Source organism: Pseudomonas tolaasii NCPPB 2192 (assembly GCF_002813445.1).
Classification (GTDB): domain Bacteria; phylum Pseudomonadota; class Gammaproteobacteria; order Pseudomonadales; family Pseudomonadaceae; genus Aquipseudomonas; species Aquipseudomonas tolaasii.
The window spans coordinates 4,975,181-4,989,390 of the sequence record NZ_PHHD01000001.1 but is presented as its reverse complement, the minus strand read 5'-3'; the positions used below and the strand labels follow the sequence as shown (position 1 = coordinate 4,989,390).

The following is a 14,210-nucleotide window of genomic DNA, read 5'->3' as shown; positions in this document are numbered from 1 at the left end:
TATCACCTATGCAGAAAGAATTATAAGTACAGCCAGGAGAGCCCATGCAGCCATAAACACGAAAGACAACGTAGGAGCTATTGACTGAAAAATAACGCAGTGAGAATCAAAGGTTATATTTGTACCCAATATGTCAATAGTGGCGACAGGACAAGCCGCTGATGGATCACCAATGTTTTGAAACGCAGTGCTAATAGTTGTATACGTATTAGATTGCTGAAGAGTTGAATAAAAACCTAAATACTGTCCAGAAATACGAGCTTTTCGCTGCCCTTCGCGGGGGTCAAGGTCAGGTTTTCCGGGTGTTGAGAAGCCTTCGCCAGAGCCCGAGCCAGAGCCGTCACCACTACCCTCCCCCGTGCCATCACCACCACTACCATTGCCACCACCACCACCAGGAACGTCACATGTGTTTCCAGGAACTGTCTTATCGCAAGGTTCATCACCACCTGAGCCAGAACCGTTAAGACTGGAGCCAGTTTCATACGGGACAGAATTATTTAAATCGCAGCTTGTGCCGTCAGCATTTTCATCAGTAACAAGAGTGAAAGCGTAATTACAAAAACCAGTTTGAGCATCTGTGGCAAGAACAAAGCAATCCTTAGTATTGGCAGTCTCAGGCTTTTCATACAGGCAGTTGTTAGAACAAACAGAAACGGGAGACGTACCTACCACATAGTTATTTCCATCACTGCGAACTACAGCAGTGTAAGGGCCACGACTAACAATGGCAGAGGGAGCAGACGAGCAAGCATTGGGAACATGCGGGAGATCAGCCTGGCCTTTTCTATAAATAGGTGTTGGATGTCTTTTTATAGAGACCTGATCCCATTTATCTGTACGGTTGTAAAAACAAAAGCCAGTTCCGCTAATAGTAGCGTCACCATCTGTTGCAGTAGCCCAATGACTGAACGTAAGGTTTTTGTAGCCAAGATCGGTGTAAGTAGAAAGGAGTAGTGAACAAGCTGAATCAGGCGAAGAGTACTGCACACTACCGTCTGAAATAGTGTAATAGTAAGCAGCTGATACATGCGAACTGAGAAGCAAGGAAAACAAAGTAAAAAGTATGGCTCTCATATCACCACCCCGTAAAGGTAGCAAAAGAGCAACCACAACCAATACAAAACATAGCAAAGTAATAAAGCTGATCCATGTAGAGAGCCTCAGTACGAGTAATTAAATTCCAAAAAAAAGGGCGCCCGAAGACGCCCAGGACAACAGTGTCGGGAGGCTTAGCCGCGCAAGAAGCCCAGGACGATCTTGGCACCCTTGATACCGGCGTAAACAGCAGCGAGGATGCCAGCGACAGCGAGAACACCGACAGAGATCGTGCTGAAGTCGATAGAGGAAGTGAGCCCAGTATAATCCCAGCCGCCAGTTGCATCAGCTGCAAAAACGGAAGGGGCAGAAGCAGCTACAAAACCAGCGAAACCAACGGTAGCAACAGTTTTTTTGAACATTGATAAATCCTCAGGATTGTTTGATGAAGTTTAAAAACGCACGAATACCCATAGAACCGACCATAAAGAAAGCTACCAGGGTAAATCCGGCCCCAAATGCCTGAGCCAAAATTGTTGGATCAAGCTGAGATGGATCAAAAGGAGGTTTATAAGGAACAACCTCCCAAGTTGAAGAGCAAACCGGCACGCCACTATCAGTTGAAATTTCAGATGAACAGTAAAGAATGCCGGTCATGGAGTTAACAGCCATTAAGCCTTGGGCAGAGTAACTTCGAGATTTTGAGGCTTACCATCACCAGAAAGGTAGAAATCAAAACCGGCATTGCCAGCTTTCGAAGCCCAGGCAGCTACGAAGACAGGAACAGCCACAGCCTTACCTTTGCACTGGTTCCAGACGTTATTAAGCCCCTGCTCCATATTCTTCTTGGAGAGTTTGACCTTGAGCGTTTTCACTTCTGGCAGGCCGTACTGATTAACGTCCTGAACTTCAAGCAAAATAAGGTTCTCAGTGAACGTGTTCTGGCCAACGGTACGATTGTCAGTGTGAAAGCCGTGGCACAGGCCAGTCAGAGTAAGCATGGTTTACCTCACAGGATCATAATTTGGGCGACTGCCCGGTTCTAGAAATGGCCAGCTAAAGGAAGCGGCGTTAAACTGCGATATGGACAATGCATTAGGCGGCCTCGACGGATGGTTCGATGTACCAGCCAGGACGCTGTGCATTGAAATCGACCTGCACAAACCGAAGAATCGGTACGACGTTATTTTGCTGGTCCGACACTTTGAGTTTCTGTAAAGCGGCCTTTGAAATTCCACATTCACAGATGTCTCTAATGTGGTTGTAAAAACTGGCCCGATTCATCGACGCCTGGGTTTCTTCCCAGCCGTAATCTTTCAAGCTACGGTACGTACGAAACAGGCTACGAGCGTAAGCGTCAGAGGTTTTACCAGGGACAAAGATCGGCGGAACCAGAACTCCAGCAACAATTTTTCCTTGGTATGACGACCTTTGCCTTGTTTAGTGTGTTTTTCAAGAAGTGCGGCCAGCACTTTTTCATCGTTAATAATTCGCATCTGGATTCCCTCAAAGGCCGCAAAAAGGTCTTTAGTAACTTGCTCCCAACACCACTGAATAAAACAAATGCCCTGCTCTGACAGCGCTTGCTGATGACGAATCAGGTCATTAAGTAAATTTGAAATTCCGCGACGATTGAGCCATCGCTTGGCAACTGTTACTTCAAGACGAAGTAGATTTTCTGACCATGCTTGCAAGTGCGGGTTACTGAGAATTTTCACAGTCCTTGCAGCGGACAGATCGCCGCGACCAGCTTTCTTTGCCTCATCCAATTGCTTCATAAACTCTGGATGCTTGAGGTAAATCTTAAGCCGTCTTAGGCGAGAATCTTTGGCTCCGAAATAGGCCGTAGTTTCATAATCGTCTCCCCTACCCTTCATTTGGCCGTTGGAAACACCACGAATGGCCTGAATAGCCTGTCTTGCCGTGCGTTCATCAGGGAGCCTGCTGGAGTACGTACAGTCAATGTCGTAAACCTCGCAGCAGTCCACGGCGAGCATTTCAAAAAGCTTTGGATACGTGCCTGCAAGCCACTTGAGCATGGTCAACGCACCCTTCTCGATGCAGGTCGGACCAAAAACGTTGTGCCCTTGCAGCAGCTTTGCGGGAGAAGCTTTCAGCTCAACACCTGGCATCAGGCGTTTGCCCATGCTTTCGTGGAAAACTTTCATGGCCATCGGGGTGAAACCAGTCCCTAAAGACTCCCAAGGATGACGCAGGTAATCAGCGTGTTCCTTGCCCTCTTCATCCACGGTAATTTGAGCTGCAAGTGGAACGCCTAGCGACTTGATATCAACCAGGTGCACGGGATCAACTCGACCATCAACACCCAGTAAGGTGATGTGCTCAAGCTTGAACGGCACAAAGAGGTGAATTCTATCGAGCATTTGTATACACGCAACAAATCACAATTCAGGCAATCGTATGCGAGTGACAAGTAACGTGTCAATACGCAACTTGTATACATGCAACTGTTGAGCAAGAATCAGTGCTTACGTGATTGGCACCGGCATACAGGAAACGCGATGAGCACCGTCAGAATCGATCAGGAACGCTGGGAGCGGCTGGAGAAGAAGGAAGTAGAATTCACCCTGAAACGCAAGAAACTGACCAAAAAGTCAGAGATAATTAACATCTTGTTGGACAGGGTTTTGGACAAGGTAAAAATGAATGCCGATGGAGAAATCTACATCGAGCAGGATGATGGGAAGCCACCAGTAAAAGTCTAACCGTTAGACAAGAGTCCACCATTAGAGATAGTGGACCCTGCTGCGCAGGGAGAGCGAATTCCGCACCGCCACCTCCGCCTAAAAGGTCGCTAAAAAATCGGACCTACCGGGACCTGACCGGCGACAGCGCTGGCCGTCACGGGACCGTGTAGAGGCAGTAGCAGACGGGGAAAAAGGAAGCAGAGGAACAGGGCGCGAAGTGACGGAAAGGCGCTCAGACAAGCCTTGAACGCGACAGAGACCCCCGGTGATTTCAGGATCGCCGGGGGTTTTTTGTTAGGCGGAAAACCGGCCGGCCTTGCCGGGTATCGGCGCTGATGCTGATGAGCCTGGCTGATGATCTGCGAGGCGCCTAATGCCCTTCGGGCAGGTCAAGGTATGACCAAGATATTTTCGCGCGCGAGAAAATAAGTAACCTGATCGAACGCTAAAAGCCGGTTTTTTCGCGCGCGCGAAAATAATCAAAGGTCCAAGATTGAGCGGCAAGCGTCCTGCAGGACAGCCAATCGAACATCGAGGTCAGCCGATTCAGCATCGAGCTGCTGCAGCCTGGATCGCGCCTTGCGAAGCTCGGAAACGACCTTTGGATAGTCATCCAAAACGTAGCAGACAGCATCGAGCGGATCACGAGAAGGCGCATAAAGGGTGGCCATTTTGACCAGGTGCGTAGGCAGATCGAGGGGGCTTCGCATAATCGACGTTACATTAAACCAGCCGCGGGGCCAGGGCCAGTATCCGCAGCAGGCTCAACGTAACGTCAGTCCATTATGCGTATGACGAGCATGTTCGTGAGTGTTGCGTTACACAGGAAATTACCTAGGCTCAACTGCAACGCGTCCTACCATAAGGAGCAACTTCAGCTGTTACGCTTATGCCCATTGTTCGTTTGAAAGACAATTCCGTGCCATCCGGACTCATTGGTTGGTTGCTGACCGATGACCGTGGACGACCGCGCTATTGGTCGACAGTCTGGTCTTCACTGGACGGTGCCAGCTTGGCGCCGTCCACACTACGAACCCAGCTGTCCGTCATCGAACAGCTGTACCAGTCTGCCAAACGGCTGTACCAGGCTGACTGCCTTGATCGCTTGATTGCGGAGCTCAAATTCGATGAGCTTGAAGCCTGTCTTGAGACGTTTTTCATCACGGCAAGGAATCATGGCGCCCAGACTGCGGCCAACTACCATCCCAACTGGCGTGTGGCCTACGTTTTCGTCAAAAGTTGTGTTCAACGCCTGGTGAAGAGTCATGCCGATCCCGACATGCTTTGGCGGCTGAGCATGCGTCTGGAGCGCCTGGAGAAGCTGTTTGACTCGCTGGGGATGGCGCCCGCACCGCCGGCTGAGATTGTCCGAGCCTTGCCAAGCCCGGTACTGGACGAGTTTTACCAGATCATTGATCCGTACTCGGCGCGTAATCCTTTTAGAAACAACACGTTACGCTGGCGTAACTACGTATTATGTCTACTCATGTTGCATCTTGGATTACGTCGCGGTGAAACCCTGGTGCTGCCGATGGATGCATTAAAAAGTGAAAAGCGCTTCACCCCAACTGTGGGAACCGTGAACTGGTTGAATGTCGGCGACAATCCGTATCAGCGAGATCCACGCCCGGAACAACCTAGCCTAAAAAACAACAATGCCGCCCGGCAGCTACCCGTACCGCCAGCGTTGGCCAGCCTGATCAGGACCTTTGTCGAAAGCTACCGACCCTCGACCCGACACAGTTACTTATTTTCCTCACTGGAAGGCAATCCACTATCATTACGCCAGGTCAATGGTATTTTTGTCACGATCACACGTGAGCTCACCGCCGAGGCACGCCAAACACTTCAGCAGTATCGCGGGGCCGGTTGTATTACACCGCACGACATGCGGCATACGTGTGCGACCATTAGGCTTCATCAATTTGTAGAAAATGGCGATGACCTCGAGATGGCAATCCAGAGACTGCGAGCTTTTTTTGGCTGGGCCCGCACCTCGGATATGCCACGACGGTACGCACGAGCTTTTTTTGAGGATCGCTTAGCCACCGTTTGGAATCATGCATTTGACGTCCATGTCAGCCATCTGCGCTCCTAAAAAGGGCAGATGAAGGAGCAGCGCATGCAGCGGAGTCAGTCGGGCTTTCCTGGACACGCGAGACTGTTAGAGGCGTTGGCCTCCCTGCCTCCCCTGCCCTCCGTAATCCGTTATTGGGATGATTTTGCAGACTGCTGGAAAACCATCAGAAATCCCGAGGAAAACGCATGGTCCTTTGAAGTTAATGGTGAGTTCCTAGAGTTTGATTTCAATTCCTTTGACGTAGAATTGATACACTGAATCGCCCCGGGTTTCCTAGACACCTCTTTGCCTTAAACTGAGGCCAATTAGGAGGTGCCATGAGCAACCCGCGTTACCCCGAAGAATTCAAAATACAAGCGGTCAATCAAGTGACCGAAAAGAAGCTGCCTGTCGCTGATGTGGCGGCCCGTCTCGGCGTGTCGACGCACAGCCTCTATGCCTGGATAAAGCGCTACAGCAAACCTCAAGAAGAACGGCAGCAAGACGATGATCAGCACGCTGAATTGCGTCGTCTGCGAGCCGAACTAAAGCGTGTTACTGAAGAGCGAGACATCTTAAAAAAGGCCGCCGCGTACTTTGCCAAGGAGTGCGGTTGAAGTACGCCTTTATCAAGCAGCGAGCCGGCGACTATTCCATTCGACGGCTTTGCCTGACGCTGAAAGTCCATCCCAGCGGCTATTACGCCTGGTTGTCTGAGCCGCAATCTGCGCGCGCTAAAGACGACCAGCGACTGCTGGGTTTGATCAAGCATTCCTGGCTGGAGAGCGGCGGCGTTTATGGCTATCGCAAAATCCATGACGATCTGCGCGAGGTCGGTGAAGTTTGCGGGCGCCATCGTGTGGCAAGGCTGATGCGTCTTGAAGGGCTGCGCTCTCAGACAGGTTATCGACGCCGCCCTGGAAAGTACGGCGGTAAGCCAGCGGTCGCCTCACCCAATTTGCTGAAGCGCCAGTTCGATGTCGTAGAACCCAACAAGGTTTGGGTCACCGACATCACCTACATTCGTACGTATGAAGGCTGGTTGTATTTGGCGGTGGTGCTGGATCTGTTTTCTCGTCAGGTCGTTGGCTGGTCAATGAAGGCGCAGATGACCAGTGATTTGGCTATTGATGCGTTGTTGATGGCGGTTTGGAGGCGTAAACCGAAGCAAGAGGTGATGGTTCATTCCGACCAGGGCAGCCAGTACAGCAGCTCCGATTTGCGCAGTTTTTTGAAGGCAAACAATTTGGTTGCAAGCATGAGTCGTCGAGGCAACTGTCATGACAACGCCGTGGCCGAGAGCTTTTTCCAGCTTCTGAAACGAGAACGGATCAAGCGGAAAATTTACACCAGACGGGAAGATGCTCGTAGCGATGTGTTCGATTACATCGAAATGTTCTACAACTCAAAACGTCGACATGGTTTCAACAATCAGCTGTCACCGGTAGAGTTTGAAAAGCGTCACGCAATGAGCTTGCAAGGTGTCTAGAGAACCCGGGGCGATTCATTCTTCCGGCTTGCCAATGCGACTCAGCGGAACCTGCGCAGTCATGTCATCGATGATCGCTTCCTTTTGACCTGTGCCCGATAACGCCAGGTCCAGACCCGGTGTCGAAATCGGGCCTGGTGAAAGTACGTTGACGCGAATGCCGGTGCCTTTCAGATCCAGCGCCCAGCTTCTGGCGAAATTACGCAGTGCGGCCTTGGTGGCGCTGTACACGCTGAACGCCGGCGTGCCCATGGTGCCTGTCGTCGAACCGGTCAGAATCACCGAGCTGCCACCACTCATCAATGGCAAAGCCTTTTGCACGGTGAACAGCGTGCCTTTCACGTTGATGCCGAAGGTGCGATCAAACGATTCTTCCGTAATCGCCCCGAGTGGCTGGAAATCTCCGAGACCTGCGTTGGCGAACAGCACGTCCACTCGACCTGTATCGGTTTTGATTTGAGTGAAAATGCGCTCCAGATCGTCCAGATTTGAAATGTCCCCCTGGATAGCAACGGCTTCAGGGCCTATCAACCGCAGCGCCTTGTCGAGTTCTTCCTGCCGACGTCCCACGATGACAACATGTGCGCCTTCAGCCGCAAAGCGGATGGCGGTTGCCAAGCCGATGCCACTGTTGCCGCCGGTAACCACTGCAATTTTTCCGTTGAGCCTGCTCATGATGAACTCCGAAGAATAACGTTGAGCCTCAACTGTAGATCTACGCTATTCTTTTAAATAGTATGCACCTTTTAGTAAGTACCCTAAGTGGAGCTGACACAATCATGGCCAACAACTCATTCAATTGCGGGCTCGAGGCCGCCCTGGCGGTGATTGGTGGCAAATGGAAGCCTTTGGTATTGTTCAATCTGGCGCAAAATACCCATCGCTATGGTGAATTACGGCGCGCGATTGGCGGCGTGACTGACAAGGTGCTGATCCAGCAACTCAAGGAGCTGGAGCGCGACGAGATCATCTTCCGCGTGGATTTTCAGGAGATCCCCCCCAAGGTCGAGTACTCGCTGACGCCTTTTGGACGATCCTTGGCATCGGCGTTGGGCGCGTTGTGTCAATGGGGCACGGAGCATATGCAAACGGTTGAGCGCATCGCGGAGAGACGTACGTCTGCCCTCTCCCTACCCTGATCCATTGTTCTGGATTCCAACTCAACTAAATGACTATTTAGTTGAGTTATATATTGATTTTCTACATGGATAAACATTTAGAATCAAGGGTCGATGTTTGACTGGGTGCCCTCCCCAGCAGCACTCACAAGGCTCTAACGTATAAGGTCATCTTTCATGAAACTTAAAAGTATTCGTTATCGCGGTATTCGTGCACTCAATGCCAGCATCCACCCTTATAAAGCCGATATTCCAAAAGGCACCACCGACTTCGTGATCCCTTTTGCCGAGTTTGACGTTGGCGATGTTAATCTAATCATTGGCGAAAATGGTTCTGGAAAGTCCTCTGTCATTGATATGGTCCGGGCTTGCGCCTTTCCCGAGATACTCGCTACCCTCGTTAGAGAAAATCCGATTGGATATTGCCCGCCCGCCTACAGCTTGAACTTCCAAAATGGCCACCGCGCCACTTATAGCTTTCCGTATGTTCCGTTCGACTTGGATCTGAGTATCGACTTCGCTGGTTGCGAGACCTCTTTTTTTCGAGGGGGGGCAATTGAGCAAACCGAACAGGATTTGCACAAATATGATTCCGCCAAACACAGGAAACTTCCCCCTCCTTTTCTGCGCGCGGACCAACTGCACTATCGACACTGTGGGCACGTGGCACCGGTTATCGACACGCAATGCGTAGAAGAGCTCAATCGAGTCCGGGCCGACCTTGCGGGGCTCGCAGACCGAAGCAAAGATTTCAAGGATTCCGAACTGCGTTATGTGGATGGAAATTCTTTGATCGACTGTGGTGACGGCTCTGTAAAGATATGTCTGGGTGACGATAGCGATGTTTTCAATCGTATCCCGGCACAATCTTTCCCGTCGGGATGGCAATCGTACGCCGCAACGGCAGCTTGGCTGGTTACGCGCCCCAAGTACTCCATATGCTTGATTGAAGAACCAGAGGTTCACCTGCACCCCAAACTGCAGCGCCTGCTTTTACGTCGTCTTTTGGCCATTGCCGAGGAAAACGGGCTTCAACTGTTTATCAGCACCCATTCCGCGGCGCTTATTAATAGTCTTGGCAATGACGTGCATCACAAGATGAGCGTGAAGTTATTTAAAACTACAAATGGTTTCGTTGTGACGGCACTTGATTTGGCATCTACGCTCGACGCGTTAGGCTATAAGGCTTCGGACATTCTGCAGAGCAACTGTGTCATTTGGGTTGAAGGTCCTTCCGACAGGATTTACCTCAACTATTGGATAAAGGGACACAACGGTGACCTGGTGGAAGGTGTCCACTATACGATCATGTTCTTCGGCGGGCGGTTGTTCCGCCACATCTCCGGGGCTGAGTTTGTTGAGGGCGCACAAGAAGATGCGGAATCAGTCGACGATCTCATTTCGCTTATACGTATCAACCGGAATTCCGCTATTGTTTTTGATAGTGACAAATCTAGCGCCAATGCGACTCTGTATAAAACAAAGCGCCGATTGCAGAACGAGTTCGGAAGCCAGGCGTGGGTCACCCAAGGACGAGAAATAGAAAATTATCTGGATGAACGGTTACTGTTCAATAGCATCAAAGCTACTCACAAGCACGCAATGAACATGCTTCAGACGGGCCAATGGGCAAATCTGCTTGAATATGAAATTGCAGCAGTACCGAATCAAACCAGTCAGAACATACGCACTGCCAGCAAAGTAAAAGTTGCCCGGGACTACGTTAAAACCCATACACGGGTAGACTTTTCTGCACTCGACTTACGTGAGCGCATCACCCACCTCTGTGATTTTATCGTTAGGTCCAATCATTACGACTTATAAAAACTGGCGCTTGGAGGCTGATCCACGGGGCACTGAAATCTGCCTTGTATCCCCGCACACCACTCTCTAAGCTGGCCGATCTTTCGTCGTGTTCCGGAATACCCATGTCTCGAAGTATCGCCCACCTCGCCCTGTTGCTGGGGTTGATCACCGCCATCGGCCCATTCGCCATCGACAGCTATCTGCCCGCCCTCCCCACCCTTGGCGCCAGCCTGCAGGCATCGCCGGCGGCAGTGCAGATGAGCCTCACGGTGTTTTTCATGATCATCGGTGTGTGCCAGTTGTTTTATGGGCCAATCAGCGACGTGTTCGGGCGCAAGCCGCCGATCTACGCGGGCCTGGTGATTTTTGCCGTGGCCAGCATCGGTTGTGCGCTGGCACCGACGATTGAGGTGTTGATCGGCTTTCGGGCCTTGCAGGCCTTTGGTGCCTGCGCGGGTATGGTGATTCCCCGCGCCGTTGTGCGCGACCTGTACACCGGCCATGAAGCCGCGCGTCTGATGGCCTTGCTCATGCTGGTGATGAGCGTGTCGCCCATCCTCGCGCCGTTGGCCGGCAGCGTGATCATTTCAATCTGGAGCTGGCGCGAAGTGTTCGCCGCCCTGGCGATCGTGGCGTTGCTGTGCCTGGTAATGACCGCCGTACAACTGCCGGAAACCCATCCCGCCGAACGCCGTCTGGGCAAGACGATCGGGTCGGCGATCGGCAGCTACGGCACCTTGCTGCGTGACCCGGTCTTCATCGGCCTGGCTGTCGTCAGCGGATTTGGCCTGGCGACATTTTTTGTTTTTATTGGCAGCGCGCCGTTTGTGTACATCGAATACTTTGGCCTGACACCCACCCAGTTCAGCCTCTGTTTCGCCCTGAATGCCGCCTCGTTCTTCACCATGAACCAACTGACCGCGCGCCTGAGCCGGCGGTACGGGTTGGCGCGGGTCATTCTCGGGTCGGTGATCGCTACGGCAAGCGTGATGACCGTGCTAGGGGTGACCACCTTCTGGGGCAGCCATCTGGCGGTGATGATGACATTGCTGTTTATCGGTTTTGGCTTTCTCGGTCTGCTGCTGCCGGCTGTCGGGGTGCTGTCCCTGGAGGACCATGGCGCCGTGGCCGGCTCCGCCTCGGCGTTGCTGGGCGCCATTCAAATGATCACCGCCGCGCTGTCCATGAGCCTAGTCGGCGTGTTTGCCGACCACACACCCGCGCCGATGTTGATCGGGATCGCGCTATGCGCCGTCGCGGCGATGCTGATCAGCCTGTGGACACTGCACCGGTTACAGGCTCGTCCGTCCTCCGGCACCCCGAACACGCCTCCAGCCGACTGAAACCTGCCCATTGTTTTCGCTGATATCGGCTATTGGCCGTAATACCTTCTGGCCCAGGGCACGGCTTTATAAGATGACGACCACATTCAAACCATTGCCCAAAGGTGCTGGAGGTCGTCATGCGTTACTTGCTTATTGCCATGCTGAGCCTGTTCAGCACCTTGGCCGCCGCCCAGGGTGAGCCAAACCCAGGCGTGAGCGCGCCCGTGACTCAAACCGATGATTACACCGAAGACCTCGACATTGCCAAGGCCGTGCGCAATACCGCCACGCAGGATACCAAGGCCGCGTCGAATGCCTGCGGGCCGGTCAAAGGGCATGTGGTTTATGTCGACAGTCAGGGCGTGCGCCACGAACTGGATTACGTGCAAGTGGGCGATCCCTGCTCGCACAGTTGACCTTTCCTACAAATCAAACCGGTCTACCGCCTTCCGGCGCTCATTGTCGTCGCGCACGTCGTAACTGGCAGTCGTTTGGATGTTGGTGTGGTGCGCCAGTTTCTGCGCAATCGACAGGTCATGCTCCTCAATCACCCGTGTGATGAAAGACCGGCGGAAGTCATGGGGCATGATCTTCACCCCCACCTGTTCACCGCGCTGACGGGCGATGTAATAAATCGCATGTTTGGTGATGCGTTCACGGGTGATGTGACTGCCGCGTCGAATACGGTTGAACAAAAACGCGTCGTCCTGCTCACCTTCCTTTAACTGCTCCCGGCGAAAATCCAGCCACGCTTGCAGCTTGGCAAATGCCCAGGCCGGGGCATATTTGATCAGTTCCTTGTTGCCCTTGCCGATCACCCGCAAGCTGCGCTCGTGGAAATTGACCTGTGCGAGATCGAGGTTGACCGATTCCGACTTGCGCATGCCCGAGCCATACAGAATGCCAATTACCGCCGCGTCCCGCAGGCCCTGGGGGCGCGGGTCGGCAGCACAGACTTCCATCATTTCGCGAATCAGCGTGCGACGCAGATTACGACCATTGCCCAACCGCGCGCCGGACGCCGCCTTGACCGAACGCATCTTGAGCAAGTGATCCTGGCTGATCAGGCTCAAGCGCCAGGCCTCGTTCATCACGCCACGCACAGCGTTGACATACAGCGACGAGGTATTCGGTGCGTAGCCGTCTTTGCGCAGCGCCGCCACCAGCGCAATCACCTGTTCGGGCTGCAACAGGTGCCAGTCGATTTCTTCGAGGTTGATGTCTTCAAAGCCCAGGCGGTCGGCAGCATCTTGCAGCACATAGCGCATGGTCAGTTGGCTGGATGGAGCCAGGCGGGTCAGGTAGAGGGTCAGCGGGTTGCGAATAGACTCAGTCAAGGTAGATCAGCCTTTGGATTAAATACCTCTAGCAACTCATTGTTTAGTCGAGGTATTTAGTGAATTGGCAAGGCCGAGTCTAACCCAGGATCGGCCTTGGCACAAAATCACTGGCCATCTATTCTTCGTCGTCGACCGGATCCTGCGGCTGGGTTTGAGTCTGGCTCCAGTCGCTGTCCTGCTTCTGCATCAGGGCGAACCAGTGCTGGCGCATGAACGCCAGGTAGCTGTCCGGCGCCTTGGCAAAGTCATCCTCATCACGATAACAACCGGGCAGCGGCAGCTCGGTGCCCTGCTCCTTGTATTGGCTGACCAGCGCCTGTTGCGCCGCAACGCTGCAATCCTTCGGCAACGGCATGCCGCGCAGCGCGCCGGCCTCTTCATCCCACCAGCTGGCGCCGACACGGTCTACGCCGCGCAGGCGGAACTTGCGGGATTTGCCCGCGTGCATGATCAGTTTGAATTCATTGGGGCTGACATCGCTGGTGCAGGTGCGCGAATACCCCACGGTTGCCTGGGTAACGCCGTCGCCGGCCAGGTCGGTGACTTTGGTCGCCGCCATGTCAAAGCGCAGCGCAGCGTCGAACTGGCAATGCTGAACGTCGTCGTACAGCATCCATACGCGTTTGGGGTGATCACCGTCCAGCAGGTACTGAGCGGCGTAGACGAAGGCTGACTGAGTGCCGTCATCGTCCCGTTCGCTGACTTGTTCAGCCAATACCAGCAGGTTTTTGCCCTGGTGGTCGTCCCAGGTGTAGGCCGCCACCTGTTTGCCGCGTACTTCCACGCCTTCCGGCACCTGCTCGATGCTCGTGAGCGCGACGCCGTCGTCGGCGCGTACAGTGGTCACACAGGCCACCGCCATCAACAATCCCATCAAAGCAGGCCGTATCTGGCCGCGTAAAAGCTGCACGCTGTTCATCCGAGTACCCTGGCAAGAGATGGCTTACTTTACCGGCACTTGAGAGGCAATGCAGAGAAGATTGTTGAATAAAATCGGTGGCTGGTGGCACTCTCGAAAAAAACGCGAGGATTTTCCCGGATTTGGGTATCCCTCGGCAGGTCAGTCACTTAGCTGAACCCTAGCTGTCTACCTGTCAAATAAACGAGTTTTTCATCAGCCTTTCATATTCGTTCAACATTTTTCCGCTTAATCTTGGCCGCAGGACCTGAGAACAAACCGCGTGTTCTACGACTAACCTGTTGATTACGCTTTACCTTTCACACTTTTCGGCTTTACTACGATCAACCATGGAAGAAACCATTGCCCGTCCCAGGAACGTCGAATGAATATCGCAAACCCACGCTGTGTTTAATCAGTGTTACTGAA

At 52.9% G+C, this 14,210-nt stretch carries 14 protein-coding genes and 1 pseudogene; 7 read left to right on the top strand and 8 right to left on the bottom strand.

Going from position 1 to position 14,210, the window contains the following annotated elements; translation table 11 throughout:
* Window positions 1-6: 6 nt before the first annotated feature.
* From ATI14_RS31240 to ATI14_RS22920, 5 genes and pseudogenes are all read right to left on the bottom strand, one after another.
* Window positions 7-1,077 (bottom strand): hypothetical protein, encoded by a 1,071-nt coding sequence (locus ATI14_RS31240; RefSeq protein ID WP_130886702.1) that lies wholly within the window; start codon window positions 1,075-1,077, stop codon window positions 7-9.
* A gap of 155 nt (window positions 1,078-1,232) precedes the next feature.
* Window positions 1,233-1,460, bottom strand: coding sequence for a hypothetical protein (locus ATI14_RS22930; protein ID WP_080520539.1), 228 nt, complete (start codon window positions 1,458-1,460; stop codon window positions 1,233-1,235).
* 10 nt (window positions 1,461-1,470) lie between these two features.
* Window positions 1,471-1,695, bottom strand: coding sequence for a hypothetical protein (locus ATI14_RS31235; protein WP_130886701.1), 225 nt, complete (start codon window positions 1,693-1,695; stop codon window positions 1,471-1,473).
* Window positions 1,696-1,709: 14 nt separating this feature from the next.
* Entirely contained in the window at window positions 1,710-2,039 is a 330-nt protein-coding gene (locus ATI14_RS22925; protein WP_080520538.1) for a DNA-binding protein, read from the bottom strand.
* Window positions 2,040-2,133: 94 nt separating this feature from the next.
* Window positions 2,134-3,422, bottom strand: a pseudogene (locus ATI14_RS22920) (phage/plasmid replication protein, II/X family).
* Window positions 3,423-3,560: 138 nt separating this feature from the next.
* Between ATI14_RS22920 and ATI14_RS22915 the strand changes: the two are divergent.
* The 3 genes from ATI14_RS22915 to ATI14_RS22895 all read left to right on the top strand — a co-directional run bounded on the left by ATI14_RS22915 (window position 3,561) and on the right by ATI14_RS22895 (window position 7,294).
* Window positions 3,561-3,764: a hypothetical protein gene (locus ATI14_RS22915; protein ID WP_080520536.1), complete on the top strand. Its 204-nt coding sequence runs from the start codon at window positions 3,561-3,563 to the stop codon at window positions 3,762-3,764.
* A gap of 871 nt (window positions 3,765-4,635) precedes the next feature.
* Entirely contained in the window at window positions 4,636-5,844 is a 1,209-nt protein-coding gene (locus ATI14_RS22905; protein WP_080520534.1) for a tyrosine-type recombinase/integrase, read from the top strand.
* Window positions 5,845-6,143: 299 nt separating this feature from the next.
* Window positions 6,144-7,294 (top strand): IS3 family transposase gene (locus ATI14_RS22895; RefSeq protein WP_086004055.1). Its coding sequence is split into 2 segments (ribosomal slippage): window positions 6,144-6,378 and window positions 6,378-7,294, totalling 1,152 coding nucleotides; the frame shifts between segments, so codons are not numbered across the junction.
* A gap of 15 nt (window positions 7,295-7,309) precedes the next feature.
* Here ATI14_RS22895 and ATI14_RS22890 read toward each other — a convergent pair.
* On the bottom strand, window positions 7,310-7,969 hold the full coding sequence (locus ATI14_RS22890; protein WP_231124362.1) for an SDR family NAD(P)-dependent oxidoreductase: 660 nt from the start codon (window positions 7,967-7,969) through the stop codon (window positions 7,310-7,312).
* 104 nt (window positions 7,970-8,073) lie between these two features.
* Here ATI14_RS22890 and ATI14_RS22885 point away from each other — a divergent pair, with 104 nt between their 5' ends.
* The 4 genes from ATI14_RS22885 (at window position 8,074) to ATI14_RS22870 (ending at window position 11,959) form a co-directional block, all read left to right on the top strand.
* The gene (locus ATI14_RS22885; RefSeq protein ID WP_080520443.1) at window positions 8,074-8,433 is read left to right on the top strand and encodes a winged helix-turn-helix transcriptional regulator; all 360 of its coding nucleotides are present in this window, start codon (window positions 8,074-8,076) and stop codon (window positions 8,431-8,433) included.
* Between the two features lie 156 nt (window positions 8,434-8,589).
* Complete coding sequence (locus ATI14_RS22880) at window positions 8,590-10,236, top strand: ATP-dependent nuclease (RefSeq protein WP_080520444.1); 1,647 nt, start codon at window positions 8,590-8,592, stop codon at window positions 10,234-10,236.
* Between the two features lie 104 nt (window positions 10,237-10,340).
* A complete protein-coding gene (locus ATI14_RS22875) occupies window positions 10,341-11,561 on the top strand; it encodes a multidrug effflux MFS transporter (RefSeq protein WP_080520445.1) in 1,221 nt (406 codons plus the stop codon).
* Window positions 11,562-11,680: 119 nt separating this feature from the next.
* Window positions 11,681-11,959: a DUF2790 domain-containing protein gene (locus ATI14_RS22870; RefSeq protein ID WP_016974462.1), complete on the top strand. Its 279-nt coding sequence runs from the start codon at window positions 11,681-11,683 to the stop codon at window positions 11,957-11,959.
* Window positions 11,960-11,965: 6 nt separating this feature from the next.
* On the opposite strand, the gene ATI14_RS22865 is transcribed toward ATI14_RS22870, so the two are convergent.
* A complete protein-coding gene (locus tag ATI14_RS22865; RefSeq protein WP_016974461.1) occupies window positions 11,966-12,880 on the bottom strand; it encodes a site-specific integrase in 915 nt (304 codons plus the stop codon).
* A 118-nt stretch (window positions 12,881-12,998) separates the two neighbouring features.
* Window positions 12,999-13,802, bottom strand: coding sequence for a M949_RS01915 family surface polysaccharide biosynthesis protein (locus tag ATI14_RS22860; RefSeq protein ID WP_016974460.1), 804 nt, complete (start codon window positions 13,800-13,802; stop codon window positions 12,999-13,001).
* Between the last annotated feature and the right edge of the window lie 408 nt (window positions 13,803-14,210).

Coding starts and splice junctions, on each gene's coding strand:
- ATI14_RS22875 (WP_080520445.1), top strand. CDS start 10,341: ATGTCTCGAAGTATCGCCCACCTCGCCCTGTTGCTGGGGTTGATCACC.
- ATI14_RS22905 (WP_080520534.1), top strand. CDS start 4,636: ATGCCCATTGTTCGTTTGAAAGACAATTCCGTGCCATCCGGACTCATT.
- ATI14_RS22885 (WP_080520443.1), top strand. CDS start 8,074: ATGGCCAACAACTCATTCAATTGCGGGCTCGAGGCCGCCCTGGCGGTG.
- ATI14_RS22915 (WP_080520536.1), top strand. CDS start 3,561: ATGAGCACCGTCAGAATCGATCAGGAACGCTGGGAGCGGCTGGAGAAG.
- ATI14_RS22870 (WP_016974462.1), top strand. CDS start 11,681: ATGCGTTACTTGCTTATTGCCATGCTGAGCCTGTTCAGCACCTTGGCC.
- ATI14_RS22890 (WP_231124362.1), bottom strand. CDS start 7,969: ATGAGCAGGCTCAACGGAAAAATTGCAGTGGTTACCGGCGGCAACAGT.
- ATI14_RS31235 (WP_130886701.1), bottom strand. CDS start 1,695: ATGACCGGCATTCTTTACTGTTCATCTGAAATTTCAACTGATAGTGGC.
- ATI14_RS22930 (WP_080520539.1), bottom strand. CDS start 1,460: ATGTTCAAAAAAACTGTTGCTACCGTTGGTTTCGCTGGTTTTGTAGCT.
- ATI14_RS22880 (WP_080520444.1), top strand. CDS start 8,590: ATGAAACTTAAAAGTATTCGTTATCGCGGTATTCGTGCACTCAATGCC.
- ATI14_RS22860 (WP_016974460.1), bottom strand. CDS start 13,802: ATGAACAGCGTGCAGCTTTTACGCGGCCAGATACGGCCTGCTTTGATG.
- ATI14_RS31240 (WP_130886702.1), bottom strand. CDS start 1,077: ATGAGAGCCATACTTTTTACTTTGTTTTCCTTGCTTCTCAGTTCGCAT.
- ATI14_RS22925 (WP_080520538.1), bottom strand. CDS start 2,039: ATGCTTACTCTGACTGGCCTGTGCCACGGCTTTCACACTGACAATCGT.